The sequence below is a fragment of the uncultured Streptomyces sp. genome (genome assembly GCF_947488945.1).
In the GTDB taxonomy this organism is placed as follows: Bacteria; Actinomycetota; Actinomycetes; order Streptomycetales; family Streptomycetaceae; genus Streptomyces.
Genome location: NZ_CANLBS010000001.1, coordinates 383,519 through 408,218, shown reverse-complemented (window position 1 = coordinate 408,218; position 24,700 = coordinate 383,519). Strand labels below are relative to the sequence as shown.

Genomic DNA, 24,700 nt, shown 5'->3' with positions numbered 1-24,700 from the left:
GGGGATCAGACCGTCGGGAGGGCCTGCATGGCCTGGATGAAGCCGCCCTCGTCGATCTGGCCGCTGAAGAACTGCTGCACCGCCGTGTGGATCGGCGTGATCGCCGCCGGCGGATAGGCCTGGTCCCACGACACCTGGAACGACGGGGCGTTCTTCACCAGGTCGAACTGGTACGCCGAGTACTCCGGGTTGGCCGAACCGGGCAGGAACTTCTCCGTGTTGACCGTGGTCGGCAGGTTGCCCACCGCGAGCTGCTCCTCGACGAACTGGTCCGAGTACATGAGCTTCAGGAAGGCGGCCACCTCCTCGGGGTGCTTGGTCTTCTTCAGCACCGAGTAGAAGTTGTTGGTGTTGCCGACCAGGTTGGCCGCGTCGCCCTTGCCGCCCGCGATCGCCGGGAAGGCGGAGTACCCGAGGTTCTTCTCCGCGAACTCCTTGTCCGCGTCCTGCTGCGTGGCGTACGCCCACGAACCCATCAGCTCGAACGCGGCCTTCCCGCTCGACAGCAGGGCGGGAGAACCACCGTCGGTGAACTTCACCGAGTCGAAGTTGGTTCCGAAGGCGCCCGCCCCGACCAGCTCCCGGATCATCGACAGCGCCTTCTTGCTGTCCGCGCTCTCCCAGGCGGCCTTGTCGCCGTCGAGCGCCTTCTGGAACAGCTCAGGACCGGCGACCCGGTCGTAGAGGTACTCGAACCACATCATCGTGGTCCACTTGTCGCCGCCGCCGAGCGCGATCGGGGTGACGCCCTTGCCCTTCAGCGTCTTCACCGCGGCGAGCAGGTCGTCCCAGGTCTTCGGCGCCTCCAGCCCGGCGTCCCGCAGGACCTGCTTGTTGTGGAACAGCAGGACCGGCTGGGTGCCGCGCATCGGCACGCCGTACGAGGCCCCGTCGACCACCGCCGTGTTGAACACGGACGGCAGGAAGTTGTCCTTCAGCCCCGGGTCCTTCGCGATGAAGTCGTCGAGCGGCATCAGCAGTCCGGCCTTCACGTACGGCTGGATCGAGCCGCCGCCCCAGTTGAAGAAGACGTCCGGGGCCTGCGGGGTGCTGATGATCGTCTGCAGCTTCTGCTGGTAGTCGGCGCCGGGGATGGTGTCCAGCACCACCTTCACGTCGGACGTCTTGTTGAACGAGTCGACCAGCTTCTTCTCCACCTTGTTGGTGGCGTCGCCGTAGACCAGGACATGGATCTCGTCGCCGCCCGACGCGCCCTCGCCGTCTCCGCAGGCCGACAGCGTCAGGGCCAGCACCAGCGTCACGCCACCGGCCAGCAGGCGGGGGCGCTGCACACGTATCTTCATCGATACCCTCTCGAAAGTTTCGGCATCATTACCGAAAGCTGCTTCGAGTCCGGACAGTAGGGGAGCCCTCCAGCGGGGTCAACGGGCGTGCAGCGGCGCGACCGAACCGTTACCGGAAACCGTGCCCTATCCTTCGTCCATGCAAAAAGATGACGATGCGGACGGCCGGGTGACTCTGGCCGAGGTGGCGACCGAAGCCGGCGTATCCCTTTCGACAGTTTCGAAAGTCCTCAACGGCCGCACCGACGTCGCCCGCACCACCCGCACCAAGGTCGAACGCCTCCTGGAGACCCACGGATACCGCCGCCGCACCCACGGCACCCCCCTCGCCCCCCTCATCGAGATCGTCTTCCACGAACTCGAGAGCGTCTGGGCCATGGAACTCATCCGGGGCGTCGAGAACGTCGCCAAGGAACACGGCGCCGGCGTCGTCCTCACCGAGAGCGGCACCCGCCACGCCCCCGGCCCCGAATGGATCGAAGGCGTCCTGCGCCGCCGCCCCCTCGGTGTCGTCCTCGTCTTCTCCACGCTCCCCGACACCACCAAGGAGCAACTCCGCTCCCGCGCCATCCCGTTCGTGATCATCGACCCCGCCGGCGACCCCGAACCCGACGTCCCCTCGGTCGGCTCCGCCAACTGGTCCGGCGGCATGGCGGCCACCCGCCACCTCATCGACTCCGGCCACCGCTCCATCGCGATCATCACCGGGCCCGAGGACATGATGTGCTCCCTCGCCCGCCTCGACGGCTACCGCTCCGCCATGGCCATGGCCGGACTCGACGCCGGACCCCACCGCGTACGCTTCGGCGACTTCCACGTCCAGGGCGGCTTCACCCGCGCCATGGAACTCCTCGAAGGCCCCGACCGCCCCACCGCGATCTTCGCCGGCAGCGACCTCCAGGCCCTCGGCGTCCTCGAGGCCGCCCGCCTCAAGGGCCTCAGCGTCCCCCGCGACCTCTCCGTCGTCGGCTACGACGACGTCCCCCTCGCCCAGTGGTCCAGCCCCGCCCTCACCACCGTCCACCAGCCCCTGCGCCACATGGCCGAGGAAGCCGCCCGCATGCTCACCCGCCCCAACGACCCCGGTAAGGCCGCGCTCCGCATCGAACTCGCCACCCGGCTCGTCGTCCGGCACAGCACGGCCGCCCCGCCGCCGAGCGCCTGACGTGCGCCGCCGAAAGTTTCGGACCGGGCGGTTTCGGACAGGGCGCGCCGGCCGGAAACGGCGACGGCTCCCGGACCGTGACACCGGTCCGGGAGCCGTCGTACGGAGCGCGCCGCACGGGCGGCCGCCCTGCCGCTACTTCGTCACGTCGCGCTCGATCTCCTTCTCCACTTCCTCCGGCTCACGCCCCGGCGTCTGCAGATTGAACTTCGTGATCGCGAACCTGAAGATCACGTAGTAGATCACCGCGAACACCAGCCCGATCGGAATGATCAGCCACGGCTTCGTGTCCAGGTGCCAGTTCACGACGTAGTCGATCAGACCCGCCGAGAAGCTGAAGCCCGCATGGACCCCGAACGCCCACGTCACACCCATCGAGATGCCGGTGAGCACCGCGTGCACGCCGTACAGCAGCGGCGCCACGAACATGAACGAGAACTCCAGCGGCTCCGTCACACCCGTCACGAACGACGTCAGCGCCACCGACAGCATCAGCCCCGACACCTCCTTGCGCCGCTCCGGCCGCGCACAGTGCGCGATCGCCAGGGCCGCGGCCGGCAGGCCGAACATCATGATCGGGAAGAAGCCCGAGGTGAACTGGCCGGCACTCGGGTCCTCCGCGAAGAACCGCGAGATGTCGCCCTGCACCGTGGTGCCGTCCGGCCCCTCGAACTCACCCGCCTGGAACCAGAAGAACGTGTTCAGGAACTGGTGCATGCCGATCGGGATCAGCAGACGGTTGGCGAAACCGAAGATCGCCGCGCCCCAGGCGCCCAGATCGATGAGCTGCTTCGAGAACCACGTCAGCGCGTCGCCCACCGGCTGCCACAACAGCCCGAACAGCACACCGAGGATCACGCACAGGAACGCCATCAGGATCGGCACCAGGCGCCGGCCGTTGAAGAAGCCCAGCCAGTCCACCAGCTTCGTGCGGTGGAACCGCTGCCACACCACGGCGGTCAGCAGACCGATCAGGATGCCGCCCAGCACGCCGGGGTTCTGCGGCGTGCCGTTGGGCAGCGCCTCCGTCACCGAACCGTCCACCGGGAACGCGCTCAGCACCCCCCGGTAGACCAGGAAGCCGACGACCGCCGCGAGCGCCGTCGAACCGTCCGCCTTCTTCGCGAACCCGATCGCGACACCGATGCAGAACAGCAGGGGAAGACCCACCGTCCCGTCCAGGATCGCGTTGCCGCCGTTGAGCAGGACGTTCGACGTCTTGTCCCAGAAGGGCCCGTGCAGGTACGCGCCGAACAGGTTCCCGATGCTGACGAGCAGGCCCGCGGCCGGAAGCACCGCCACCGGCAGCTGGAGACTGCGGCCGACCTTCTGCAAGCCCTGGACCGGCCCGTTCCACCACTTTCGCTGCGGTGCCGCAGCGGCGTCCGTACTCATCGGCGTCCTCCCGAAGCGAACCATGTCGCCATGTCGACCATCTGGGTTGTTGGGCGTACCGGGCGTGACGCTGTACGCCACCCACGCAGGTGCAGACCTGTCATCAGCCGGAGAGGCCGCCACGAGGCAGTACACCGGTGATGGTCATCCTTGGTGATGAAGGGACTTAGTGCCCATGAAGTTGGGCCAACCGTGCGTTACGTTGACGAAACGGACCCATCATCAGGGCCGCCCCGCGCTAGCGAGAACCAGGGAGAACACATGGCCAGCAAGGCTGAGAAGATCGTCGCCGGCCTCGGCGGCATCGAGAACATCGAAGAGGTCGAAGGCTGCATCACCCGCCTGCGCACCGAGGTCCACGACCCCAGCAAGGTCGACGAAGCCGCCCTCAAGGCCGCCGGAGCCCACGGCGTCGTCAAGATGGGCACCGCGATCCAGGTCGTCATCGGCACCGACGCCGACCCCATCGCCGCAGACATCGAAGACATGATGTGACCGCCCGTCACCACGGGAACGCCCCGGCCCGCCCCGCGCGACGCCACCGGCCGACCCGCCGCTGACCCGCCCCACCCGGGTCCGCACCCCGCAGGCCCCGCCCCACCGGACCACCGGCCACGGACGGGGCCTGCACCCTGCCCGCCCCCGCACCCACCACCGCCCGCACCGGCCCGGACGACCTCCGGACACCCGGACGGACCCACCCCCACCAGCCGATAAAGTCGACGCCATGTCTCGCATCGACGGCCGCACCCCCGACCAGCTCCGCCCCGTCACCATCGAACGCGGATGGAGCAAGCACGCAGAAGGCTCCGTCCTCGTCTCCTTCGGCGACACCAAAGTCCTCTGCACCGCCTCCGTCACCGAAGGCGTACCGCGCTGGCGCAAGGGCAGCGGCGAAGGCTGGGTCACCGCCGAGTACTCCATGCTCCCCCGCGCCACCCACACCCGCGGCGACCGCGAATCCGTCCGCGGCAAGATCGGCGGCCGCACCCACGAGATCAGCCGCCTCATCGGCCGCTCCCTGCGCGCCGTCATCGACTACAAGGCCCTCGGCGAGAACACCGTCGTCCTCGACTGCGACGTCCTCCAGGCCGACGGCGGCACCCGCACCGCCGCCATCACCGGCGCCTACGTCGCCCTCGCCGACGCCGTCGCCTGGGCCCAGGGCAAGAAGATCGTCAAGGCCGGCCGCAAGCCCCTCACCGGCACCGTCGCCGCGATCAGCGTCGGCATCGTCGACGGCACCCCCCTCCTCGACCTCTGCTACGAGGAAGACGTACGCGCCGAGACCGACATGAACGTCGTCTGCACCGGCGACGGCCGCTTCGTCGAAGTCCAGGGCACGGCGGAAGCACAGCCCTTCGACCGCGAGGAACTGAACGCCCTCCTCGACCTCGCCACCACCGGCTGCGTCGACCTCGCCACGTTCCAGACCGAGGCGCTCGCCCGCACCCTCGGAAACTGACCGCCCCGACCGCCCCACGCATGAACCCGGCGACCCCCGGGGCAGAACTCCTCAGGTAAAGAAGCAACCAAGTACGCACCTCATGGCGTCGTCATGAACACGGGCGCACGGGTCGAACCGTGCGCCCGTCCACGTCATGATCCCGGGGAGGGACCGCACCATGGCCTTGCGCCGCCGACACCACCGCACCGCACTCGCCGTCACCGCCACCCTGCTGACCCTGACCGCCGCGGCAGGCTGCGGAGCCGTCGACAAGGCCCTCGACTGCGTCCGCACCGCCGACGCCATCGCCACCAGCGTCGGCAACCTCCAGGACGCCGTGTCCAACGCCTCCGGCGACCTCACCCAGGCCTCCGAGTCCCTCGACCAGATCGACCAGGAACTCAAGAACCTGGACGACACCACCGACAACGCCGACCTGGGCAAGGCCGTCGACGACCTCCAGGCCGGCGTCGCCGAGGTCCGCACCTCGATCGAGAGCGGCGACGCCACCCCCGACCTCACCCCGGTCACCTCCGCCGCGACGGAGATCGGCAAGGTCTGCACCCCGTAACGGCGACGCACGGACGGGGGACCGGGCGGGAAGCGGGCGGGGACCGGGCGGGTCGGCGAGATAATCGGCGCATGACCCGCCTGATCCTCGCCACCCGCAACGCCGGGAAAATCACCGAACTGCACGCCATCCTCGCCGACGCCGGACTCGACCACGAGCTCGTCGGCGCCGACGCGTACCCCGAGATCCCCGACGTCAAGGAAACCGGCGTCACCTTCCCCGAGAACGCGCTGCTCAAAGCCCACGCCCTCGCCCGGGCCACCGGACACCCGGCCATCGCCGACGACTCCGGGCTCTGCGTCGACGTCCTCGGCGGAGCCCCCGGCATCTTCTCCGCCCGCTGGTCCGGCACCCACGGCGACGACCGCGCCAACCTCGAACTGCTCCTCGCCCAGCTCGGCGACATCGCCGACGGACACCGCGCCGCCCACTTCGCCTGCGCCGCGGCGCTCGCCCTGCCCGACGGCACCGAACGCGTCGTCGAGGGCCGCCTCTCCGGCACCCTGCGGCACACCCCGGCCGGCACCCACGGCTTCGGCTACGACCCGATCCTCCAGCCCGAAGGCGAGACCCGGACCTGCGCCGAACTCACCCCCGCCGAGAAGAACGCCATCAGCCACCGCGGCAAGGCCTTCCGGGCCCTGGCCCCGGTGGTGCGGGAGCTGGTGGGCTGAGGCCTCGCACACAAAAATGGCCTGCGCATCGGAACCTTCGATACGCAGGCCATCTCGGTGCGGCGGAAGGGATTCGAACCCTCAAGCCGTTTCACGGGCCACAGATCCTAAATCTGCTGTGTCAGCCGGTTGCACCACCGCCGCTAGCCGCCTGCCATCGTACCGGGCGGGTGCCAGGCGTGTTGGCGTCCCGGGAGGACACCCGTTCCGCGAGAGCCCCCTCGGCACCAGGTGTCGGTGACGGCGTGGCAGTTCGGGCACAGGAACCGGAGGTTTTCAGCCCGATCGTCGCTCCGGTCGCCGTTGATGTGGTCGATCTCCAAAGTGATCGCATCTCCGTGCCATACGGCCCCCATGCCGCAGTCGGCACACCGCTCAGCTCCTCGGGGGTGCGGCGACGTTACGTGCTCCGACCTGCGGTCCGCCGCACGGGCCGTGTTCCGAGGGCGGGGAAGGGGGAGCCGTCGGCAGGGTCAGAACTTGGGGTCCGGGCTCTGGGCGTGGACGAGTTCGGCGGCTTCCTCGTCGGTCTCGACCGAGGGCGGGGAGCCGTCCAGCGGCTTCTGGGCGGTCTCCTTCATGCAGGCCACCGAGATGACGCCGACGAGAGCGGCGGCCATCGCGTAGTAGGCCGGCATCAGGTTGGTGCCGCTCCAGCTGATGAGGGCGGTGATGACCAGCGGGGTGGTACCGCCGAAGATCGACGCCGAGAGGTTGTAGCCGACGGAGAGCGACCCGTAGCGCACGTGGGTGGGGAAGAGCGCCGGGAGGGCGGCGGACATCGTGCCGAGCATGCAGACCAGAGAGAGGCCGAGCATCAGCATGCCGATGACGATGGCGGGGATGCTGCCCTGCCGGATCAGCAGGAACGACGGCAGCGACAGCACGAGGAAGCCGAGCATTCCGGCCATCAGCAGCGGCTTGCGGCCGAAGCGGTCGGAGAGCTTGCCGACCTGGCTGATGATCAGCATCAGGAAGACCATGACGGCGAGCAGGATGAGCAGGCCGTGGGTCTCGCTGTAGCCGAGTTCGTCGGAGAGGTACGTCGGCATGTACGACAGCAGCATGTAGTCGGTGATGTTGTACGCGCCGACGAGGCAGATGCAGAGGATCAGGGTGGGCCAGTACTGGCGGAAGATCTTGGCCAGGTCGCCCTTGGCGGTGGTCTCGACGCCGTCGGCCGCCTCGGTGGCGTGGGCGGTGCCGCCTTCGAGCTTCTGGAAGGCGGGGGTCTCGTCGAGGCGCATCCGCAGATAGAGGCCGACGAGGCCGAGCGGGCCGGCGACGAGGAACGGCACGCGCCATCCCCAGCTCTCCATCTGGGCGGTGTCGAGCAGGGCGTAGAGCGCGGTGACGAGGCCGGCGGCGCCGACGTAACCGGCGAGGGTGCCGAATTCGAGGAAGCTGCCGAAGAACCCGCGGCGCTTGTCCGGGGCGTACTCGGCGATGAAGGTGGAGGCGCCGCCGTACTCGCCGCCGGTGGAGAAGCCCTGGAGCATGCGGAAGAAGATCAGCAGCGCGGGCGCCCAGACGCCGATGGCGTCGTGGGAGGGGATGAGGCCGATGGCGAAGGTGCCGATCGCCATCAGGATCATGGTGAGGGCGAGGACCTTCTTGCGGCCGACCTTGTCGCCCATGGGGCCGAAGAACATGCCGCCGAGCGGACGCACCAGGAAGGCCACGGCGAAGGTGGCGAAGGAGGAGAGGAGCTGGGTCGTGTCGTTCCCGGACGGGAAGAAGACGTGTCCCAGGGTGACGGCCAGGTAGGAGTAGATACCGAAGTCGAACCACTCCATGGCGTTGCCGAGCGACGCGGCTTTGACCGCGCGCTTCACCGACTGGTCGTCGGTCACGGTGATGTCCGTGCGGCGCAATCTGGGGTTCTGTCGTTTCCGGATGGCCCGGAAGAGCGTGGGGTGGCGCTTGACCGCGTCCGGGTCGGCCGCCTGCTGGGGCTCGGTGGCCGCCATGGCCGGTTTCCTTTCCTCGGTGGATCTTCCAAGGAAGGCTTCTGTGCACCGATGGCGGTTGCAAACCGAATCGCGGGGTAATTGGGAGGTCCCTCACACGTTCCGCACGGTTCCCGACGCGGGTGTGTGCATACGGTCACGGGATCGGCCCGCGGTCCGCACATGTGTTCCGGCCGTGGCGTAGGGGCCGCCCCGGGTGCCGGTGTGGGTGGGACGCTGCGGCCGGGGCCCGTCGGCCCCGGCCCGCCGGCCGGGTGGTGGGGGAGGGGTCAGATGCCGAGGTCCTTGATGATCTTGGCGACGTGGCCCGCGGCGCGGACGTTGTAGAAGGCGTGCTCGACCTTGCCCTCTTCGTCGACGACGATCGTGGAGCGGATGGTCCCCGTCACCACTTTGCCGTAATTCTTCTTCTCGCCGTAGGCGCCGTAGGCGGCGAGGGTCTCCTTCGACGGGTCGCCGACGAGGGTGACCTTGAGGTTCTCCTGCTCGCGGAAAGCGGCGAGCTTCTCGGGCTTGTCGGGGGAGACGCCGATGACGTCGTAGCCGGCGGTGGCGAGGACGTCGAGGTTGTCGGTGAAGTCGCAGGCCTGCTTGGTGCAGCCGGGGGTAAGAGCGGCGGGGTAGAAGTAGACGATGACCTTGCGGCCCTTGTGGTCGGCGAGCGACACGTCGTTGCCGTCGGCGTCCGGCAGGGTGAAGGCGGGGGCGGTGTCGCCGGGCTGGAGTCGCTCGCTCATGGTTCTCCTCGGGTGGCACGTGCGGGTTACGGGTCCGAGCGTAGTAGGGGTGCCGCCGGGTGTGCGGGCGGCTGAGCTGACAGACTGTCGATGAAGGTTTACCGGACGACGACCACGGAGGCGGCGCAGTGTCGGACACCAGGAGCCCTGCGCAGATCGAGGCGGACATCATCAGCAGGCGTCAGCAGCTTGCGGTGGTGCTCGACGAGATCGGTGTGCGGGTGCACCCGAAGACGATCATCGGGGACGCGAAGGCCAAGGTGGCCGGGAAGGTGGACCACACGGCGGGTCGTGCCTTCGTGGCGGTGAACCGGTCGGTCTCGGGCGTGAAGGCGCAGTTCGTGTCGGAGGACGGCTCGCCCCGTCTGGAGCGCGTGATTCCGGTGGCGCTGCTGGCGGTGGGCGTGGTCGGTCTGCTGACGGTGTCGGCGCGGCGCAGGAAGTAGCCGCCGGGCGCCGGGTCGGATCCGCGGGGTCCTCGCGGGGGCGGTGTTCCGGCCCCCGGGGCACGGGGACCGGTTCCGGCAGGTAGTTTTGCGGGCGTGAGCGACAACACCCACGACGACAAGCTGCCCATCCGGATGCTGCACGACCGTGTGCTGGTCCGGTCCGACACGCCCGAGGGCGAGCGGCGTTCCGGCGGCGGCATCCTGATTCCGGCGACGGCCGCGGTGGGCCGTCGGCTGGCCTGGGCGGCAGTGGTCGCCGTCGGTCAGAGTGTGCGGACGGTGGAGCCGGGCGACCGTGTGCTGTACGACCCGGAGGACCGCGCGGAGGTCGAGGTGCGGGGTGTGGCGTACGTGCTGATGCGGGAGCGGGATCTGCACGCGGTGGCGGCCGACCGGTTCGAGGGGTCGGTGGATTCGACGGGGCTGTATCTGTAGCCGCCGCTGGTGTGCGCCCGCCGCGCGTGCGGGGGTGTGTGAGGGCCCGGTGACCGGAGTCACCGGGCCTTTCGCGTGGGTGTTGCTACGGTGGAGGGACCCCGACGAGACGCGCCGTACCGGGTTGGCAAAGACGACGCATCCGTGATGTTCGTGCGTGTCGAGTCGGAGGTGCCGTCGTGGCGTGGGTTCTGTTGGTCGTGGCCGGTCTGCTGGAAGTGGGCTGGTCGATCGGGATGAAGTACACGGAGGGGTTCACGCGGCTGTGGCCGAGCGTGTTCACCGTGGCGGGGATCGTGGCCAGCATGGTGTTGCTGGCGCAGGCGACGAAGAGCCTCCCGATCGGTACGGCGTACGGGGTGTGGGTCGGGATCGGGGCCGCGGGTGCGGCGGTGCTGGGCATGGTGGTGCTGCACGAGCCGGTGACGGCGGCCCGGATCTTCTTCGTGTGTCTGCTGCTGGTGTCGGTGGTGGGTCTGAAGGCGACGTCGGGGCACTGACGGCGTGGGGCGGGTCCGGTTCTCCGGGCCCGCCTTTCCCGTGTCCGCGGCCGGTGTCGGGTTCGGCGACGGTGTTCGGGGCTCGGCGCCCTGTCGTGGGTGCGGGCGCACCGGGGTGACGGAGCGTCAGCGTGAGGGGGGCCGGCTGGGGCCTCGGGCGCCTTCGGTGAAGCCGCCGTCGGCGCCCTGGCCGGTGGTGCCGTCGGTGCCGCCGTCGGCCGTGCCGCCCGCGTCGTCGCCGGTGCCGCCGTCGGCCCCCGTGGTGTCGCCTCCGCCGGTGGTGCCGTCGGTCTGTCCGCCGTCGCCGGTGGTGCCGGTGGCGGCCCCGGTCGTGGGGGCGGCGGTGGTCGGGGTGGCGGGCGGTGCGGTGGTGGGGGCGGTGCTCGGCGTGGTGCTGGGCGACCGGCTGGGGCCGTCGGATGCGGTGGGTTCCGGTTCCTCTTCGGTGGGTTCCTCGGGTTCGTTGCTGCCCTCTTTCAGTTCCAGGTCGAAGTCCTGTACGTCGGAGCCTTCGAGGGCGGCGGCGGTGTAGGCCGCCCAGGTCTGGGCGGGGGCGCCGCCGCCGTTGATGCGTGGCAGGCCGAGTGCGCCGTAGAGGGGTTTCTGGGCTCCGGTGTCGGGGTCCTGGCCCATGACCGCGACGACCGTGGCGAGGTCGGGGGTGTAGCCGGCGAACCAGGCCGCCTTGTCCTCTTCGGCGGTTCCGGTCTTGCCCGCCGCCGGGCGTCCTGCGGCTTGGGCGGCGGTTCCGGTTCCGCCTTCGACGACGCTCTGGAGGATGGCGGTGGTGGTGTCGGCGGCGTCCCGGGGGACGGCCTGTTCGGTGTCCCGGTCGGGCAGGTCGATCTTCGTGCCGTTCTTGCTGATCTCGGAGACCAGGGTGTAGGTGCCGTGTCGGCCGTGGTTGGCGAGGGTGGCGTAGGCCTCGGCCATGTCGAGGACGCTCGCGGTGGCGGGGCCGAGGGCGATGGAGGGGGAGGCGGTGAGGTCGGGGGTGCTTTCCGGGATGCCGAGGTCGATCGCGGTCGCGCGGACCTTGGCCGGGCCGACGTCCTCGGCCATCTGCGCGTAGACGGCGTTGACGGACTTGTCGGTGGCTTCGCGGACGGTGATGGGGCCGTAGCTGACGTCGTCCTCGTTGGCGGGGGCGTAGTCGGTGGGGCCGTCGGGGCCCTGGACGGTCCGTTTGTTGGTGCCGTCGTAGACGGTGTCGGGGGTGATGGTGCGGCCGTCGCGGGTGGTGGAGCCGTTGGCCACGGCGGAGGTGAAGACGAACGGCTTGAAGGTGGAGCCGACCTGGTAGTCGCGGCGGGTGGCGTTGTCGACGTACTGCTTGGTGTAGTCGATGCCGCCGTAGAGGGCGAGGACGCGGCCGGTGGCGGGGTCGATGGAGGCGCCGCCGACGCGGACGTTGCGGTCGGCGGGGCGGTCGGTGCTGGTCTTGGACATGACGTTCTCGTCGACTGCTTCGACGAAGGCGTCCTGCTTGGATTTCTGCAGCGTGGTGGTGACGCGGTGGCCGCCGGTGGCGAGGGTTTCCTCGTCGACGACGTCGTGGGCGGTGAGGTAGTCCTTGACGGCGTTGACGAGGTAGCCGCGCTGGCCGGACAGGCCGGTGGAGGTCTTGGCCTTGCCGGGTACGGGGAAGGTGGTGCGGGCGCGTTCGGAGGCGCTCATCCACTTCTCCTTGACCATGCCGTCGAGGACGTAGTTCCAGCGGGCGACGGCGGCGGGCTTGTTGTCGGGGTGGGCGACGACGTCGTAGGCGCTGGGGGCGTTGAGCAGGGAGGCGAGGTAGGCGCCCTCGGCGATGGTGAGGTCCTTGGCGTCCTTGCCGTAGTAGGCCTGGGCGGCGGCCTGGATGCCGTAGGCGTTGCGGCCGAAGTAGCTGGTGTTGAGGTAGCCCTCGAAGATCTCGTCCTTGCTCTGCTCGCGGTCCAGCTTGATCGCGATGAAGAACTCCTTGGCCTTGCGGACGACGGTCTGTTCCTGGCCGAGGTAGTAGTTCTTGACGTACTGCTGGGTGATGGTGGATCCGCCCTGCTTGCCCTTGCCGGTGACGGTGTTCCAGGCGGCGCGGACCATCGCGCCGATGTCGACGGCGCGTTCGGAGTAGAAGTTGCGGTCCTCGGCGGCGAGGACGGTGTGCCGGACCGTCAGGGGGACTTGGTCGAGGGTGACGTTCTCGCGGTTGACCTCGCCGTCGCGGGCGATGACGGTGCCGTCCTCGTAGAGGTAGACGTTGGACTGGGCGAGGGCGCTGCTGTTGGCGGCGGGGATGTCCACGAGGCGGTAGCCGAGGAGGAAGCCGCCGGCGAGGAGGAGCGCGATCAGCAGGACGGTTCCCAGGAGCATCCGCCAGGTGGGGATCAGGCGGCGCCAGCCCTTCCTTCGGGGGCGTTTTCCGCGCCCCTTCAGGCTGTGCGCGCCCCCCGCGCCTCCGTCCTCCGTGGTGGGGTCGGTGTCGGGAGTGGTGGTGCCGTCGGGGGCGGCGTGCTCGTTCCCGCCCTCGTGACCGGGGGGTTTTCCTGCGCCGTCGCGGTCCCTGGGGGCCCAGCCCGGTGGCTCGTCGCTCATATCGGTGCAGACTCCTCGGCCGCGGTCAGTCGTCCCATAGTGCACTTTTGGGTCTGATAACCCCGGAACATCTCGGATAACCCGTCGCGGCGCTCGTACCGGTGCACTAATGTCGTGCGCTTTGGTGCCGGGGCCGGGTGGCGGCCGGGGCGCGTCCGGGCGCCGGGTGCGCGGGCGGGGTGGAGCGGTCGGATCCGAGGGGGAGACGTGCGGGTGTATGCCGTGGTGGCGGCGGGCGGGTTCCGGCGCCATGCCACGTACCGGATGGCGACGCTGGCGGGGATGTTCACCAACACGGTCTTCGGCTTCATCATCGCCTTCACCTACACGGCTCTGTGGCGGGAGCGGCCGGATCTCGGGGGGTACGACACCGCGCAGGCGCTGACGTTCGTGTGGCTGGGCCAGGCGCTGCTGATGACGTGTTCGATGATGGGCGGCGGTTTCGAGGACGAGCTGATCGAGCGGATCCGGTCGGGGGACGTCGCGATCGACCTGTACCGGCCTGCGGATCTGCAGCTGTGGTGGCTGGCGGGTGATCTGGGGCGGGCGCTGTTCCATCTGCTGGGGCGGGGGGTCGTGCCGATGGGGATCGGGGCGCTGGCCTTCGATCTGGCGCTGCCGTCCTCCCCGTGGACGTGGCTGGCGTTCCTGGTCTCGGTGACGCTCGGCGTGGTGGTGAGTTTCGCGATCCGGTTCCTGGTGGCGCTGTCCGCGTTCTGGCTGATGGACGGGGCGGGCGCGATGCAGATGGCGTTCCTGGCCGGGCTGTTCTTCTCGGGGATGCTGCTGCCGCTGAACCTGTTCCCGGGGGCGCTCGGCGAGGTGGCGCGGGCGCTGCCCTGGTCCTCGCTGCTACAGGTCCCGGCCGATGTGCTGCTCGGCAGGCACACCGGGTGGGGGCTGCTGGAGGCGTACGCGTTCCAGGCGGGCTGGGCGGTGGTGCTGCTGCTGGCGGGGCGGTCGGCGCAGTCGGTGGCGACGAGGAGGGTGGTGGTCCAGGGTGGTTGAGACGTCGGCTCCCGCGGGCGGGGCGGGGGTGTCCGAGGGCGCGGCGCACCACTGGCGGGCGGACGGCCGCGGCGGCGCGGAGCGGTCGGGGCTGCTGGAGGGGGTGCGGGCGTACGGGCTGATCGTGGCGATGTGGCTGCGGTCGACGATGGCGTACCGGGCCTCGTTCGTGATGACGACGCTGGGGAACTTCCTGGCCACCGCGTTCGACTTCGTGACGATCGTGCTGATGTTCTCGCACGTGGACGCGTTGGGCGGCTACGCGCTGCCGGAGATCGCGCTGCTGTACGGGATGGCGGCGACCGCGTTCGGGCTCGCCGATCTGCTGCTGGGGTCGATGGAGCGGCTCGGCAGCCGGGTGCGCGACGGGACGCTGGACACCTTGCTGGTGCGGCCGGTCCCGGTGCTGGCGCAGGTGGCGGCGGACCGTTTCGCGTTGCGGCGGCTCGGCCGGATCGTCCAGGGGCTGCTGGTGCTGGGGTACGCGTTGGTGACGGTGGACGTGGTGTGGACGCCGGACAGGGTGTTGATGGTGCCGCTCGCGGTGGTGAGCGGTGCGGGGGTCTTCGGGGCGGTGTTCGTGGCGGGCGCGGCGTTCCAGTTCTTCGCGCAGGACGCGGCGCAGGTGCAGAACTCGGTGACGTACGGGGGGACGACGCTGTTGCAGTATCCGCCGTCGATCTTCGCGAAGGAGCTGGTGCGCGGGGTGACGTTCGTGGTGCCGCTGGCGTTCGTGAGCTGGTTGCCGTCGCTGTACGTGCTCGGGCGCGACTATCCGCTGGCGCTGCCGTGGTGGGCGGCGTTCCTCGGGCCGGTGGTGGCGGGCGTCTGCTGGCTGCTCGCGGGGCTGGCCTGGCGGGCGGGGCTGCGGGCGTACCGGAGTACGGGGAGTTGAGGGCGGTGGGTGAAGTGGGTGTGGGGGGAGCTGCGGGTGGTCGTTCGGGACGGGTGCGAGGGAAGGGATCGGTATGACGGAGGCCGGATCGGGTGGACGGGGTGCGGCGGCGAGGGCGGCGGTGTCCGGGCCGGTGGGCGGCGGGGAGCCTGCGTTCATCGAGCTGGAGGGGGTCGAGAAGGTCTTCGACGTGCGTCGGCGTACGGGGTTCCTGCGGCGGGAGAGGCGGGAGGTGCGGGCGGTCGACGGGATCAGCTTCCGGGTGCCGCGCGGCGAGATGGTCGGCTACATCGGCCCCAACGGGGCGGGCAAGTCGACCACGATCAAGATGCTGACGGGCATCCTCACCCCGAGCGGCGGCCGGATCCGGGTCGCCGGGGTGGATCCCTCGCGGGAGCGCACGAAGCTCGCGCTCCGGATCGGCGTGGTGTTCGGGCAGCGCACCTCCTTGTGGTGGGACCTGCCGCTGCGGGACTCGTACCGGCTGGTGCACCGCATGTACCGCATCCCCGACGCCCGGTACCGGGAGAACCTGGAGCGCTGCGTCGAACTCCTCCAACTGGGGGACCTGTTGGACACTCCGGTGCGACAGCTGTCGTTGGGGCAGCGGATGCGGGGCGACATCGCGGCGGCGCTGCTGCACGATCCCGAGGTGCTGTACCTGGACGAGCCGACGATCGGGCTCGACGTGGTCTCCAAGGCGAAGGTCCGCGGGTTCCTGCGGGAGCTGAACGCGGAGCGGGGCACGACGGTGCTGCTGACCACGCACGACCTCACCGACATCGAGCAGCTCTGCGAGCGTGTGATGGTGATCGACCACGGGCGTCTGGTGTACGACGGTTCGCTCGCCGGCCTCCATGGCATCGGGGGCAGCGAGCGGACGCTGGTGGTGGACCTGGAGCGTGAGCTGCCGGCGATCGAGCTGGCGGGGGAGCCGGGGGTGCGGGTGACGAAGGTGTCCGGCCCGCGCCAGTGGCTCTCCTTCCCGGCCTCGGCGTCGGCCGCCCCGCTGGTCGCCCGGATCGCCGCCGGGTATCCGCTGATGGATCTCTCGGTGCGGGAGCCCGACATCGAGACGGTGATCGCGAAGATGTACGCGGCGGACGGCACGGGGTAGTGGCCGCTGAGGGGGCGGGGCGATGGTCGGGGAAGGCGTGCGGGGCGTCCGTCGGGAGGCCCGCGAGGGGCACTCGTGGTCCGGGAAGGCCCGTCCACGAGGGCGGCGGCGCGGGGCCGTGACCGGCGGGGTGTCCTGCGGGCCGGGGCCGCGGGGGTCCGCCCGGGAAGGGCCCGGAGTGTGTCCGTGACGTGTGATTGACTGATGCGCATGGCCTCGTCGTCCCCGCATCCGACCGGTCGGCCGTGACCGCCGAACCGGCCGCGGCCACGCGGCCCAGGAACCGCAAGCAGCTCATCGTCGGGGCGGCGGGCCGGGTCTTCAGCGAGCGCGGCTACCACGCGGCGTCCATGGAGCAGATAGCCGCCGGCGTGGGCATCACCGCGGCCGCCCTCTACCGCCACTTCCCGAACAAGTACGCCCTGTTCGCCGAGTGCGCCGACCTCATGGCGGAGCGCCTCGTGGTGGCGGTGGACGGGGTGCCGCCGGGGGCGGAGCTGACGGACGTGCTGGCCGCCGTGACGCGGGTGAGCGTCGTGCACCGGGCCTCGGGCGGCGTGTACCGCTGGGAGGCCCGCTACCTCCACCGGGAGGACCGCCGGCTGCTCCGGGCGAAGTTCGGGCACGTGGTCGGGCGGGTGGACGAGGCGGTCCAGCGGGCGTACGCGCTGCCCGACGAGCGGCTGCGGGCGGCGGCGGCGCTCGGCGCCGTCGGGTCCATCGCGATGCACCACACCTCGATCGCCCAACGGCGTGCGGAAGAACTGCTGTCGGCGGCGGCCCTGCGGGTGGCGGCGACCGATCCCGCCGCGGTGCGGCGGGGGGCGCGCCCAGTCGAGCTGCCCGCCCAGCAGGCGCCGCGCACCCGGCGCGCGGAGATCCTCGCGGCGGCCATCCCGCTCTTCGCACGGGACGGGTTCGCCAGCGTCACCAACGGACAGATCGCGGAGGCGGTCGGGCTGGCCCCGTCCGCGCTCTACCGCCACTACCCCGGCAAGGCCGACATCCTCGCGGCGGCCTGCCTCCAGGCGGCGGGCCTGATGTCGCGGGCGGTGGAGCAGAGCTTGCGCGCGGTGGCCGCCGGCCCGGAAGACGCCCTCGTCACGCTGGCGTCGATGTACGTGGCCTACTGCTTCGAGTACACCGCGCTCAACAGCGTCGCCGAGGCGGAGCTGGCCGGGCTGCCGGACGACATCCGCCGCTCCCTGGCCCTCGCGCAGCGGGAGCACATCGCGGTGTGGGAGCAGCAACTGCGGCGCGCGCGTCCGGAGTTGGATCCGCGACAGGCGCGGACGCTGGTGCACGCCGGGTTCGGTGTCGCGGTCGAGGCCGGACGTGCCCTGAAGTGGCGTGACGGGCCGGCCCACCGCGACGCGGTGACCGCGCTGGTCCTGGGGGCGCTGGGCGTCTGAGCGGGGTGCGCGCCGGGCGGTCGGCCGGGGAAGCGCCGGGGCGCCGCGGTGTACGGGGCCGAGGCGGGGGCCGATGCGGTGGGGCGGGGCCGGCTCGTCGGGTGCCGGCCCGCGCGGCAGCCCGCCGCCCGGCGCGTGGGCCGGGGAGCGGGCTGCCGTCAGGGTGCCGGTGGCTCAGCCGGGCCGGTTTCCGGTGGGGATGGTGATCGCGGTGGTGGTCGTGGAGGAGCCCTTGTTGAGGAACGCCATGGCCACGCCGCGCAGGAACTGGTCGAACACGTAGAAGGCGGTGGGCGCGATCGGTGACAGCCCTTCGCGGAACAGGATGAAGGCCGGCCACACGGTGCGGACCAGGGCCGCCGCCGCGTAGTCGCGGCGCAGTCCCAGCCAGTCGCCGACCTGGTCGCTGAGGGCGTAGCGCACGAACTCGTTGAGGAAGCCGCGGGTGACGCCGAGGTCGATCTCGGCGGTGAGTCCGAGCAGCACCTCGGCCAGGTCGAGGCCCTCGGGGGTCGGGGCGAGGATCGGGGTGAGCACCTGCGCCGACTGGGCGTCGGCGGCGGCCCAGGTCTGCGGGATGTACTCGGCCGGCACGCCGAGGAGGTGGATGGCGACCTGCCAGGAGTGCAGGAACGCCTCCTCGTCCGCCTTCGACATGGGGATCTTCCAGTCGACCAGCTTCTTGTGCACGAAGGTGCCCAGGCTGTGGAAGGTGACCAGGATGTCGGCGACGCTGATCGGGATGGCCTGGTCTGCGCCGGCCTTCCAGTGCGGCGACTGCGGCAGCAGGTGCCGGACGGCCGCGTGCACCAGGCGCGTCTTGTTGGCGGTGACGATGAACTGCCCGCTCGGTGCGAAGGCGTCCAGCTGGGACAGGTCGTAGCCGAAGGTGAACGTCTTGGCCGCCCGGTCCTTCATGTCGGCGCCGCCCACGGACCAGTAGACGCTCCGGGCCTCGCGCGGGATCACGGTGCTCATGATCCCGCTGCCCAGGCCGTACAGCATGAAGAGGTAGGTGTCCTTGCGCCGGTTGAAGTCGGCCGCGCGGGCGAGCTTGACGGGGTCGGCCCAGGAAGGCAGCTTGTTGTACTTCTCCAGGTGCGCCCTGAGCTCGGCCGGGAAGGCACTGGGCAGTGCGTCGCGGTTGTCGACCCATCCCGCCATCGCGGTGTTCACCGCGGGGACCTTGCCGTTCTCCAGCAGCGAGACCATCAGCGGATCCGTCGCGCTGTCCCAGAGGTACTCCGGGTCGGCAGCCGTCCCGGTCCCGGCGACCGAGTCCGTGGCCGCCCACGCCCAGGCCTTGGACGGAGCCGCCACGCCGACGAGGCCGAGGGCGGCACCGAGGGACAGGGCCCTGCGCCTGTCGAGATTCGTCATTTACTTCTCCACTTCCCTGCTGGACCAGACGGCGCTCAGCCCGTTTCTGGCTTGCCAGTTACGTGACCACCACGTTTCGGAACCTGCCTAGCTATGTGATTCCCAGTTAACATAGCGACCCGCGCAACCGTCGGCAATGGTGGTGACGGACGCCGATCACGCCTCCCTGCGGGGACGCCCCGGCGGCGCGTCGGCTGCGGACCCGCCCAGTGGCGTTCCGGGGCCGGTCGCACGGGGCGAGGGCCTTCCGGCGGTGCGCCGATGCGGTAACTCCCCCGATTGCCTAGGGTGGTTGGCATGACGAGTGAACTCCCGGAGATGCGTGCTTCCGACGTCGAGCGGGAGCGGGTGGCCGAGATCCTGCGTGACGCGGTCGCCGAAGGGCGACTGGACATGGAGGAGTTCGAGCAACGCCTCGACGCCACCTACAAGGCGCGCACCCGTGCGGAGTTGACGCCGCTGGTACGTGATCTCCCCGCCTCCGGGGAGGTGTTGACCGACCTGCGGAAGCCGACGGCGACCACGAAATGGTCCGAACGGATCGGCGGCACGGCCACCTCCACGGGCGGGTTCGCGTTCTGGGGCGGGTTCAGCCGCAAGGGCCGCTGGACGATCGGCCCTCGGTTCACCTGCTTCGCCATGTGGGGCGGTGGAGAGGTCGACCTGCGCGAGGCGCGGTTCGAGGGGCGCGAGACGGTGATCCGCTGCGTCACCGTCATGGGCGGCATCGGAGTGGTGGTCCCGCCGGACGTGCACCTCGTGGTCAACGGCATCGGCCTGCTGGGCGGCTTCGACCAGCGGACGAAGGACGAGGCGGAACCCGCCCCGGACGCGCCCAGGGTCCGCGTCACCGGCCTCGCCCTGCTCGGTGGCGTGGGCGTCGACCGCAAGTGGAGCAAGGCGGAACGCCAGCGGCGCAAGGAGGCGACCCGCGGGGACGAGCAGGGGCGGATCACGGGCGGGTGAGGCGGGGCGGGGCGTGCGGGGCGCGTCGGCCCGTGCGTGCGTGCGGGCGCGGAGCGGGGCGGGCCGGGCGGGCCGGGCGGTACGGGGCGCGCCGGGTCGGTACGGGGCGCGCCGGGTCAGGCGGTCGGGGTCAGCCGGTCGCGGACCCAGGCGGGGTCGGGGTTGACGTGGGGCCGGCCGGCCACGAAGACGGTCGGCACGGTCTCGTTGCCGTCGTTGGCCGCACGGACCACCGCGGCGGCGGCCGGATCGCGCCAGATGTCGACCCAGTGGGCCCGCCGGCCCCGGCGGCCCAGTCGCATCCGCAGGCGCATGCAGTAGGTGCAGCCCGGACGCCAGTAGACGATCGGCCGTCCGTCGTCCGCACTGCGGCGCTGCGCCTCCGCCGCGGTGAGTGGGCGGGGGAACGCCAGCGGTGAGTTCAGCCAGGCGAAGAAGAGGAAGAACAGCGCCAGTACCGCGGCGCCGACGGGTACGTCCCTGCGGATCAGCGAGCTCCCCCCGAGCAGGGCACAGGCCGCGAACAGGGTCGGCATGATCCAGGCGCGTGTCATGGGAACGCAGGCTAGTGCAGGAGTCCCGCCGGGCCCAGGGGCGGGCGACGGCGTCAGAGGGCGCCCTTCGCCGCCCTGTCGGTGACGGCCCTCACGTCGATGCTGTGGCCGAGGGCGCGGTATCCGGCGTCGTTGAAGTGCAGGTGGTCGCCGCAGTCGTAGTCTGGCAGGATCCGGGCGGGTGCGTACGGGTCGCGGACCACCCGGTCGAAGTCGACGTAGGCGTCGAAGAGGTGACCCGTGCGGATGGCCGTGTTGACGGTCCGGCGGGTCGCCTCGCGTTGCGGCGTCCAGCTGGGCCGGCCGCCGAACGGCGTCAGGGTCGCCCCGACGACCCGCAGGCCGTGGGCGCGGGCGCGTTCGGCGAGCGTACGCAGTCCGTCGATCAGGAGTTGCGGGTCCGTGCCGCTCGGCTGGTTCTGCACGTCGTTGATGCCGAGCGAGATGATCACCGTCTTCACCCCCGCGACGCCCAGTACGTCGCGGTCGAAGCGGAGCAGACCGCTCTGGCTGCCGATGGTCTCCAGGAGGAGGCGGTTGCCGGGTATGCCCTGGTTGGCGACCGCGTAGGTGCCGCCCAGCCGGTCGGAGAGCACGTCGGGCCAACCGCTCTCGGCGTCCACCGTCGAGCCGCTGCCGGCGGTGAGCGAGTCGCCGAACGTGACGACGGTGCCGGTGGCCGTGGTGCTGAAGACCTCCACCGACGTCAGGTAGCGCCAGGCCGTGGAAGCGTGGGTGCCGTGGCCGTCGGTGACGTACGAGGTCTGGCCCGCCTGGGGGTGGAAGGTGACCGGACCGCCGCCGCCGGGGGTGTGCACGGTCACCGTGAGGTCGGCGTCGGCCGGGACGGTGACGTCCACGGCGTCACTGACCGTCTGCCGGCCCACGGGGACGGTGACGGCGCTGCGGCCCCCGAACCGTACGGGCTGCCGCTCCACGGTGGCCCGGTCCACGACCAGCGGGGTCTTGCCGAACAGGTTGGAGAGCGTGATCCGTGCCGCCCGGCCGCCGATACTGGTGTGCACGACGTTGCGCACCGTGGTCGCCTGCGGGGTCAGGGCGTCGGGCCGGGCCGAGGGTACCGTGCTCGGCTCGGGACGGGTGGGGGACCCGGCCCAGGTCGTGTTCCAGTGGCCGGCCGCGGCGGCCCGTGCGGCGGGGCCCCGGCTGGTGTGGCCGCCCTTCGGATCACCGGCCGTGTCCTTCCCGGCTCCGTCGGTGAACAGCGCGGTGCCCGTGGCGAGGGCAGCGGCGAGCACGGCGGTGACCGCCACAAGGGCGATGAGCAGGGAATATCCCTGGCGCCTGGTGGACATGAGCGGTGTGTCTCCTCTTGATGTTCGGCTCATCCCATGATGCGCCGTGCCGCGGGAACTCGTCGTGCGGGCTGGGAGTACTTCAGGTGGGCACAATGCGTACGGCATGGCGAACGCGTGCGCGGACGGGTGGAGCGATGGAACGGACCGGACCGGAAGAGCGGGACAGCGGGCAGCGGGGCGGTGACGCCGCGCGGGACGACGGTGTCGCGCGGGGTGACGGCCCGGAGCGGATGAGCGGGTCGGTGCCGGAGAGTGCGGGGCCGGACGCTCCGGGTGCCTCGGACGTTTCGGGAGCTTCGGGGGCTCCGAAAGCTCCGGGGACTCCGGGGGCCGGTACGCCGGAGCCCGGAGCGCTGGAGGCCGGCGGGAACGGAGTCCCTGAGTCCGGACCCCGTGCGTCGGGCTTTGCGGAGCCGGGGGCCGTGGAACCCGACGGGTCGGGGACCGGGTCCTCGAAGCGTAGAGGCTACGGCGTCGCGTCGGGTGACCCGGACGCTGCCGACGGGGTCGGTGGGTCAGGGGCGTCGGGGGACACGACGGGCGGAAGCGGCGGTGCCGGTGGTGTCGGCCCGGTCAGTGGTGCCGGCGGCGCGGGTGGTGCCGGTCGTACGGCTGCGGACCGTACGGTACGTGACCCTGCTGGGCTTACCGGTCCCGGCGGTCCTGGTGGTCTCGCCGGCCCTGGTGGCCCCGGCGGTCCTGGTGGGCCTGGTGGCCCCGGCGGTCCTGGTGGGCCGGCGGGAGGTCCGGGACGGCCCCGGAGCGCGGTCCGGGACTCGTTCGCGTACACCGCCGCCGATGAGGAGAAGCGGCGCGGGGTGCGCCGCATGAAGACCACCGCCACCGGTCTCCTCCTGCTCGTCGCGGTCGTGTACGTCCTCGCCACCTGGGCGGAGAACGCGGGGGTGAGCGGCTGGCCGGGCTACGTCGCGGCGGCCGCCGAAGCGGGAATGGTGGGCGCGCTGGCGGACTGGTTCGCCGTCACGGCGCTGTTCCGGCGTCCGCTCGGCCTCCCCATCCCCCACACGGCCATCATCCCCACCAAGAAGGATCAACTGGGGGCCTCTCTCGGTTCCTTCGTGGGCGAGAACTTCCTCTCCGAAGGGGTCGTTCGTGACCGGATTCCCTCCCTCGGGGTCGGCCGGCGGCTCGGAGCGTGGCTCGCGGAGCCGGAACACGCGGACCGGGTCACCGCCGAGCTGGCGACCGCGCTGCGCGGGGCGCTGACCGTCCTGCGGGACGCCGATGTGCAGGCGATCGTCGGAGAGGCCATCACCCGGCGGGCGAACACGGTGGAGGTCGGCCCCGGTCTCGGCAAGATGCTGGAGCGGGTGGTGGCCGACGGCGGCCACCGCAAGGTCGTGGATCTCGTCTGCGTCCGCGCCCACGACTGGTTGGTGCTGCACGGCGACGCGGTCATGGACGCGGTGCAGGGCGGCGCACCGGGCTGGACCCCGCGGTTCGTGGACAAGCGGGTGGGGGAGCGGGTCTACAAGGAGCTGCTCCGCTTCGTCACGGAGATGCGGGACATGCCGGGTCATCCGGCGCGCGACTCGATCGACACCTTCCTCGCCGACTTCGCCGCGGACCTCCAGACGGACCCGGACACCCGGGCGCGGGTGGAGCGGCTGAAGGCGGACATCCTGGGGCGCGGTGAGGTCCAGGACGTCATCGCGTCCGCGTGGGCTTCCGTGCGCACGATGATCCTCGGGGCAGCCGAGGACGAGCGCAGCGAACTTCGGCTGCGGGCGCGCGCCTCGCTGATCGCGCTCGGCTCGCGGCTGGCGACGGACGAGCGGCTCCAGGGGAAGCTGGAGGGCTGGTTGGAGGACGCGGCGGTGTACGTGGTGACCACCTACCGCGGCGAGATCACCTCGCTGATCAGCGACACCGTGGCCGGCTGGGACGCCGACCAGACGTCGAAGAAGATCGAGGCCCACATCGGCCGTGATCTGCAGTTCATCCGGATCAACGGCACAGTGGTCGGAGCCTTGGCGGGCCTCGCGATCCATACCGTGTCGAAGGCGCTGGGGGGCTGAGCGGCGGTGGGCGGTCGTGAACGGGCGTTCGTGAGCGGGTGAACGCGGGGCTGAGCGGGCGCGGTTGTTGGCCTGTGGGCCGCGGTGGCCCGTGTGCGAGAGCGGCCCGTGTGCCGGGGCGGCCCGTGGGTGAGGGAGGCCCATGGGTGACGCCGAGGCCCGGAAGCAGCAGTGCTGCTTCCGGGCCTCGCGCGTGACGGGGCCGGGCGGGGACCGGGTGCAGATCCGGGCGCGGGTCCGGGCGGGCGGTCCGGGCGGGCGGTCCGGGGTCAGGCCGCGCGGCGGGTGACGGCCCAGGAAGCGAGTGCGACGCCGCCCGCGACGGTGAAGACGGACGGCCAGGCGCCGATCTTCTTGGCGAGCGGGTGCGAACCGGCGAAGGCCGCCACGTACGCGACGGTCAGGCCGGTCGCGGCGCGGGCGCCCGCCCGTCGGTTCCACTCGTACGCGGCGAGCGTCCCGGCGGCAGCCAGGGCGACGCCTCCGAGCGGGCGCTTCTTGGTCCACCGCGCGACCCCGTAACCGCCGACGAGTCCGCTCGCCGCCACTGCCGCTGCCGGAACGTTCGCCATCGCAGGCACCTTCGCTTTCGTCGTCTCCAGGCCCGCGTCCAAGGGTGTCTGCGGGCCTTTCGAGGCTAACGCGCCCCGCAGGACGCCCCGCAAACCGCCCCGACGTCCGGCTCCCTCCCTGGCCGCGCCCCCGCCTCCCGTGGCTCCGCAGGCGCCCGATTCGCTTCCCGCTCTCGTCCTCCCCCCGGCGGCGGGCATCGGCTCCCGCCCCACG

General features: G+C 71.2%; 22 protein-coding genes, 1 tRNA gene, 2 pseudogenes and 1 riboswitch. Of the genes and pseudogenes, 14 read left to right on the top strand and 11 right to left on the bottom strand.

The window, feature by feature from the left end; translation table 11 throughout:
• Window positions 1–5: 5 nt before the first annotated feature.
• Window positions 6–1,304 carry an ABC transporter substrate-binding protein gene (locus tag Q0994_RS01715; protein ID WP_299527868.1) on the bottom strand — a complete coding sequence of 433 codons (1,299 nt, stop codon included), beginning with the start codon at window positions 1,302–1,304 and terminating at the stop codon, window positions 6–8.
• A gap of 139 nt (window positions 1,305–1,443) precedes the next feature.
• Here Q0994_RS01715 and Q0994_RS01710 point away from each other — a divergent pair, with 139 nt between their 5' ends.
• Complete coding sequence (locus Q0994_RS01710) at window positions 1,444–2,469, top strand: LacI family DNA-binding transcriptional regulator (RefSeq protein WP_299527866.1); 1,026 nt, start codon at window positions 1,444–1,446, stop codon at window positions 2,467–2,469.
• A gap of 135 nt (window positions 2,470–2,604) precedes the next feature.
• Here the strand turns inward: Q0994_RS01710 and Q0994_RS01705 are convergent, their stop codons facing one another.
• Complete coding sequence (locus Q0994_RS01705; protein ID WP_299528140.1) at window positions 2,605–3,864, bottom strand: PTS transporter subunit EIIC; 1,260 nt, start codon at window positions 3,862–3,864, stop codon at window positions 2,605–2,607.
• 156 nt (window positions 3,865–4,020) lie between these two features.
• On the opposite strand from Q0994_RS01705, the gene Q0994_RS01700 reads away from it, so the two are divergent.
• The 4 genes from Q0994_RS01700 to rdgB all read left to right on the top strand — a co-directional run bounded on the left by Q0994_RS01700 (window position 4,021) and on the right by rdgB (window position 6,556).
• Window positions 4,021–4,359, top strand: a complete 339-nt coding sequence (locus Q0994_RS01700) for a PTS glucose/sucrose transporter subunit IIB (protein ID WP_299528138.1) — start codon at window positions 4,021–4,023, stop codon at window positions 4,357–4,359.
• Between the two features lie 232 nt (window positions 4,360–4,591).
• The gene (gene rph / locus Q0994_RS01695) at window positions 4,592–5,329 is read left to right on the top strand and encodes a ribonuclease PH (RefSeq protein WP_299527864.1); all 738 of its coding nucleotides are present in this window, start codon (window positions 4,592–4,594) and stop codon (window positions 5,327–5,329) included.
• A gap of 160 nt (window positions 5,330–5,489) precedes the next feature.
• Window positions 5,490–5,882 carry a hypothetical protein gene (locus Q0994_RS01690; RefSeq protein ID WP_299527862.1) on the top strand — a complete coding sequence of 131 codons (393 nt, stop codon included), beginning with the start codon at window positions 5,490–5,492 and terminating at the stop codon, window positions 5,880–5,882.
• Between the two features lie 71 nt (window positions 5,883–5,953).
• Window positions 5,954–6,556, top strand: a complete 603-nt coding sequence (gene rdgB / locus Q0994_RS01685) for an RdgB/HAM1 family non-canonical purine NTP pyrophosphatase (RefSeq protein ID WP_299527860.1) — start codon at window positions 5,954–5,956, stop codon at window positions 6,554–6,556.
• Between the two features lie 58 nt (window positions 6,557–6,614).
• On the opposite strand, the gene Q0994_RS01680 is transcribed toward rdgB, so the two are convergent.
• From Q0994_RS01680 to bcp, 4 genes and pseudogenes are all read right to left on the bottom strand, one after another.
• A tRNA-Leu gene (locus Q0994_RS01680) sits at window positions 6,615–6,700 on the bottom strand.
• Window positions 6,700–6,933, bottom strand: a pseudogene (locus Q0994_RS01675) (HNH endonuclease signature motif containing protein); the annotation flags it as partial. The gene Q0994_RS01680 and the pseudogene Q0994_RS01675, both read right to left, overlap by 1 nt.
• A 96-nt stretch (window positions 6,934–7,029) precedes the next feature.
• Complete coding sequence (gene proP / locus Q0994_RS01670) at window positions 7,030–8,526, bottom strand: glycine betaine/L-proline transporter ProP (protein ID WP_299527858.1); 1,497 nt, start codon at window positions 8,524–8,526, stop codon at window positions 7,030–7,032.
• A 269-nt stretch (window positions 8,527–8,795) separates the two neighbouring features.
• Window positions 8,796–9,263, bottom strand: a complete 468-nt coding sequence (bcp, locus tag Q0994_RS01665; protein ID WP_299527856.1) for a thioredoxin-dependent thiol peroxidase — start codon at window positions 9,261–9,263, stop codon at window positions 8,796–8,798.
• A gap of 128 nt (window positions 9,264–9,391) precedes the next feature.
• On the opposite strand from bcp, the gene Q0994_RS01660 reads away from it, so the two are divergent.
• From Q0994_RS01660 to Q0994_RS01650, 3 genes are all read left to right on the top strand, one after another.
• Complete coding sequence (locus Q0994_RS01660) at window positions 9,392–9,709, top strand: DUF3618 domain-containing protein (RefSeq protein WP_299527855.1); 318 nt, start codon at window positions 9,392–9,394, stop codon at window positions 9,707–9,709.
• Window positions 9,710–9,805: 96 nt separating this feature from the next.
• Window positions 9,806–10,147 carry a co-chaperone GroES gene (locus tag Q0994_RS01655; RefSeq protein WP_299527854.1) on the top strand — a complete coding sequence of 114 codons (342 nt, stop codon included), beginning with the start codon at window positions 9,806–9,808 and terminating at the stop codon, window positions 10,145–10,147.
• 79 nt (window positions 10,148–10,226) lie between these two features.
• Window positions 10,227–10,290, top strand: a riboswitch (guanidine-III (ykkC-III) riboswitch).
• A gap of 36 nt (window positions 10,291–10,326) precedes the next feature.
• Window positions 10,327–10,647: a multidrug efflux SMR transporter gene (locus Q0994_RS01650; RefSeq protein WP_299527852.1), complete on the top strand. Its 321-nt coding sequence runs from the start codon at window positions 10,327–10,329 to the stop codon at window positions 10,645–10,647.
• A gap of 126 nt (window positions 10,648–10,773) precedes the next feature.
• Here Q0994_RS01650 and Q0994_RS01645 read toward each other — a convergent pair whose 3' ends face one another.
• A complete protein-coding gene (locus Q0994_RS01645) occupies window positions 10,774–13,224 on the bottom strand; it encodes a transglycosylase domain-containing protein (protein ID WP_299527850.1) in 2,451 nt (816 codons plus the stop codon).
• 207 nt (window positions 13,225–13,431) lie between these two features.
• On the opposite strand from Q0994_RS01645, the gene Q0994_RS01640 reads away from it, so the two are divergent.
• The 4 genes from Q0994_RS01640 (at window position 13,432) to Q0994_RS01625 (ending at window position 17,656) form a co-directional block, all read left to right on the top strand.
• Entirely contained in the window at window positions 13,432–14,232 is an 801-nt protein-coding gene (locus Q0994_RS01640) for an ABC-2 family transporter protein (protein WP_299527848.1), read from the top strand.
• Complete coding sequence (locus Q0994_RS01635; protein WP_299527846.1) at window positions 14,225–15,127, top strand: ABC transporter permease; 903 nt, start codon at window positions 14,225–14,227, stop codon at window positions 15,125–15,127. The genes Q0994_RS01640 and Q0994_RS01635 overlap by 8 nt, the downstream gene beginning before the upstream one ends.
• A 73-nt stretch (window positions 15,128–15,200) precedes the next feature.
• Window positions 15,201–16,244 carry an ATP-binding cassette domain-containing protein gene (locus Q0994_RS01630; protein WP_299527844.1) on the top strand — a complete coding sequence of 348 codons (1,044 nt, stop codon included), beginning with the start codon at window positions 15,201–15,203 and terminating at the stop codon, window positions 16,242–16,244.
• Between the two features lie 245 nt (window positions 16,245–16,489).
• Complete coding sequence (locus Q0994_RS01625; RefSeq protein WP_299527842.1) at window positions 16,490–17,656, top strand: TetR/AcrR family transcriptional regulator; 1,167 nt, start codon at window positions 16,490–16,492, stop codon at window positions 17,654–17,656.
• 174 nt (window positions 17,657–17,830) lie between these two features.
• On the opposite strand, the gene Q0994_RS01620 is transcribed toward Q0994_RS01625, so the two are convergent.
• A complete protein-coding gene (locus Q0994_RS01620; RefSeq protein ID WP_299527840.1) occupies window positions 17,831–19,036 on the bottom strand; it encodes an oxygenase MpaB family protein in 1,206 nt (401 codons plus the stop codon).
• Window positions 19,037–19,354: 318 nt separating this feature from the next.
• On the opposite strand from Q0994_RS01620, the gene Q0994_RS01615 reads away from it, so the two are divergent.
• Complete coding sequence (locus tag Q0994_RS01615) at window positions 19,355–20,002, top strand: DUF1707 domain-containing protein (protein ID WP_299528137.1); 648 nt, start codon at window positions 19,355–19,357, stop codon at window positions 20,000–20,002.
• A 116-nt stretch (window positions 20,003–20,118) separates the two neighbouring features.
• Here the strand turns inward: Q0994_RS01615 and Q0994_RS01610 are convergent, their stop codons facing one another.
• Both Q0994_RS01610 and Q0994_RS01605 read right to left on the bottom strand, forming a co-directional pair.
• Window positions 20,119–20,556, bottom strand: a complete 438-nt coding sequence (locus Q0994_RS01610) for a glutaredoxin domain-containing protein (RefSeq protein WP_299527838.1) — start codon at window positions 20,554–20,556, stop codon at window positions 20,119–20,121.
• Window positions 20,557–20,609: 53 nt separating this feature from the next.
• Window positions 20,610–21,872: an SGNH/GDSL hydrolase family protein gene (locus tag Q0994_RS01605; protein WP_299527836.1), complete on the bottom strand. Its 1,263-nt coding sequence runs from the start codon at window positions 21,870–21,872 to the stop codon at window positions 20,610–20,612.
• Window positions 21,873–22,651: 779 nt separating this feature from the next.
• Here Q0994_RS01605 and Q0994_RS01600 point away from each other — a divergent pair.
• Window positions 22,652–23,914 (top strand): annotated as a pseudogene (locus Q0994_RS01600) (DUF445 domain-containing protein); the annotation flags it as partial.
• A gap of 269 nt (window positions 23,915–24,183) precedes the next feature.
• Here the strand turns inward: Q0994_RS01600 and Q0994_RS01595 are convergent.
• Window positions 24,184–24,486 (bottom strand): hypothetical protein, encoded by a 303-nt coding sequence (locus Q0994_RS01595; protein ID WP_299527834.1) that lies wholly within the window; start codon window positions 24,484–24,486, stop codon window positions 24,184–24,186.
• Between the last annotated feature and the right edge of the window lie 214 nt (window positions 24,487–24,700).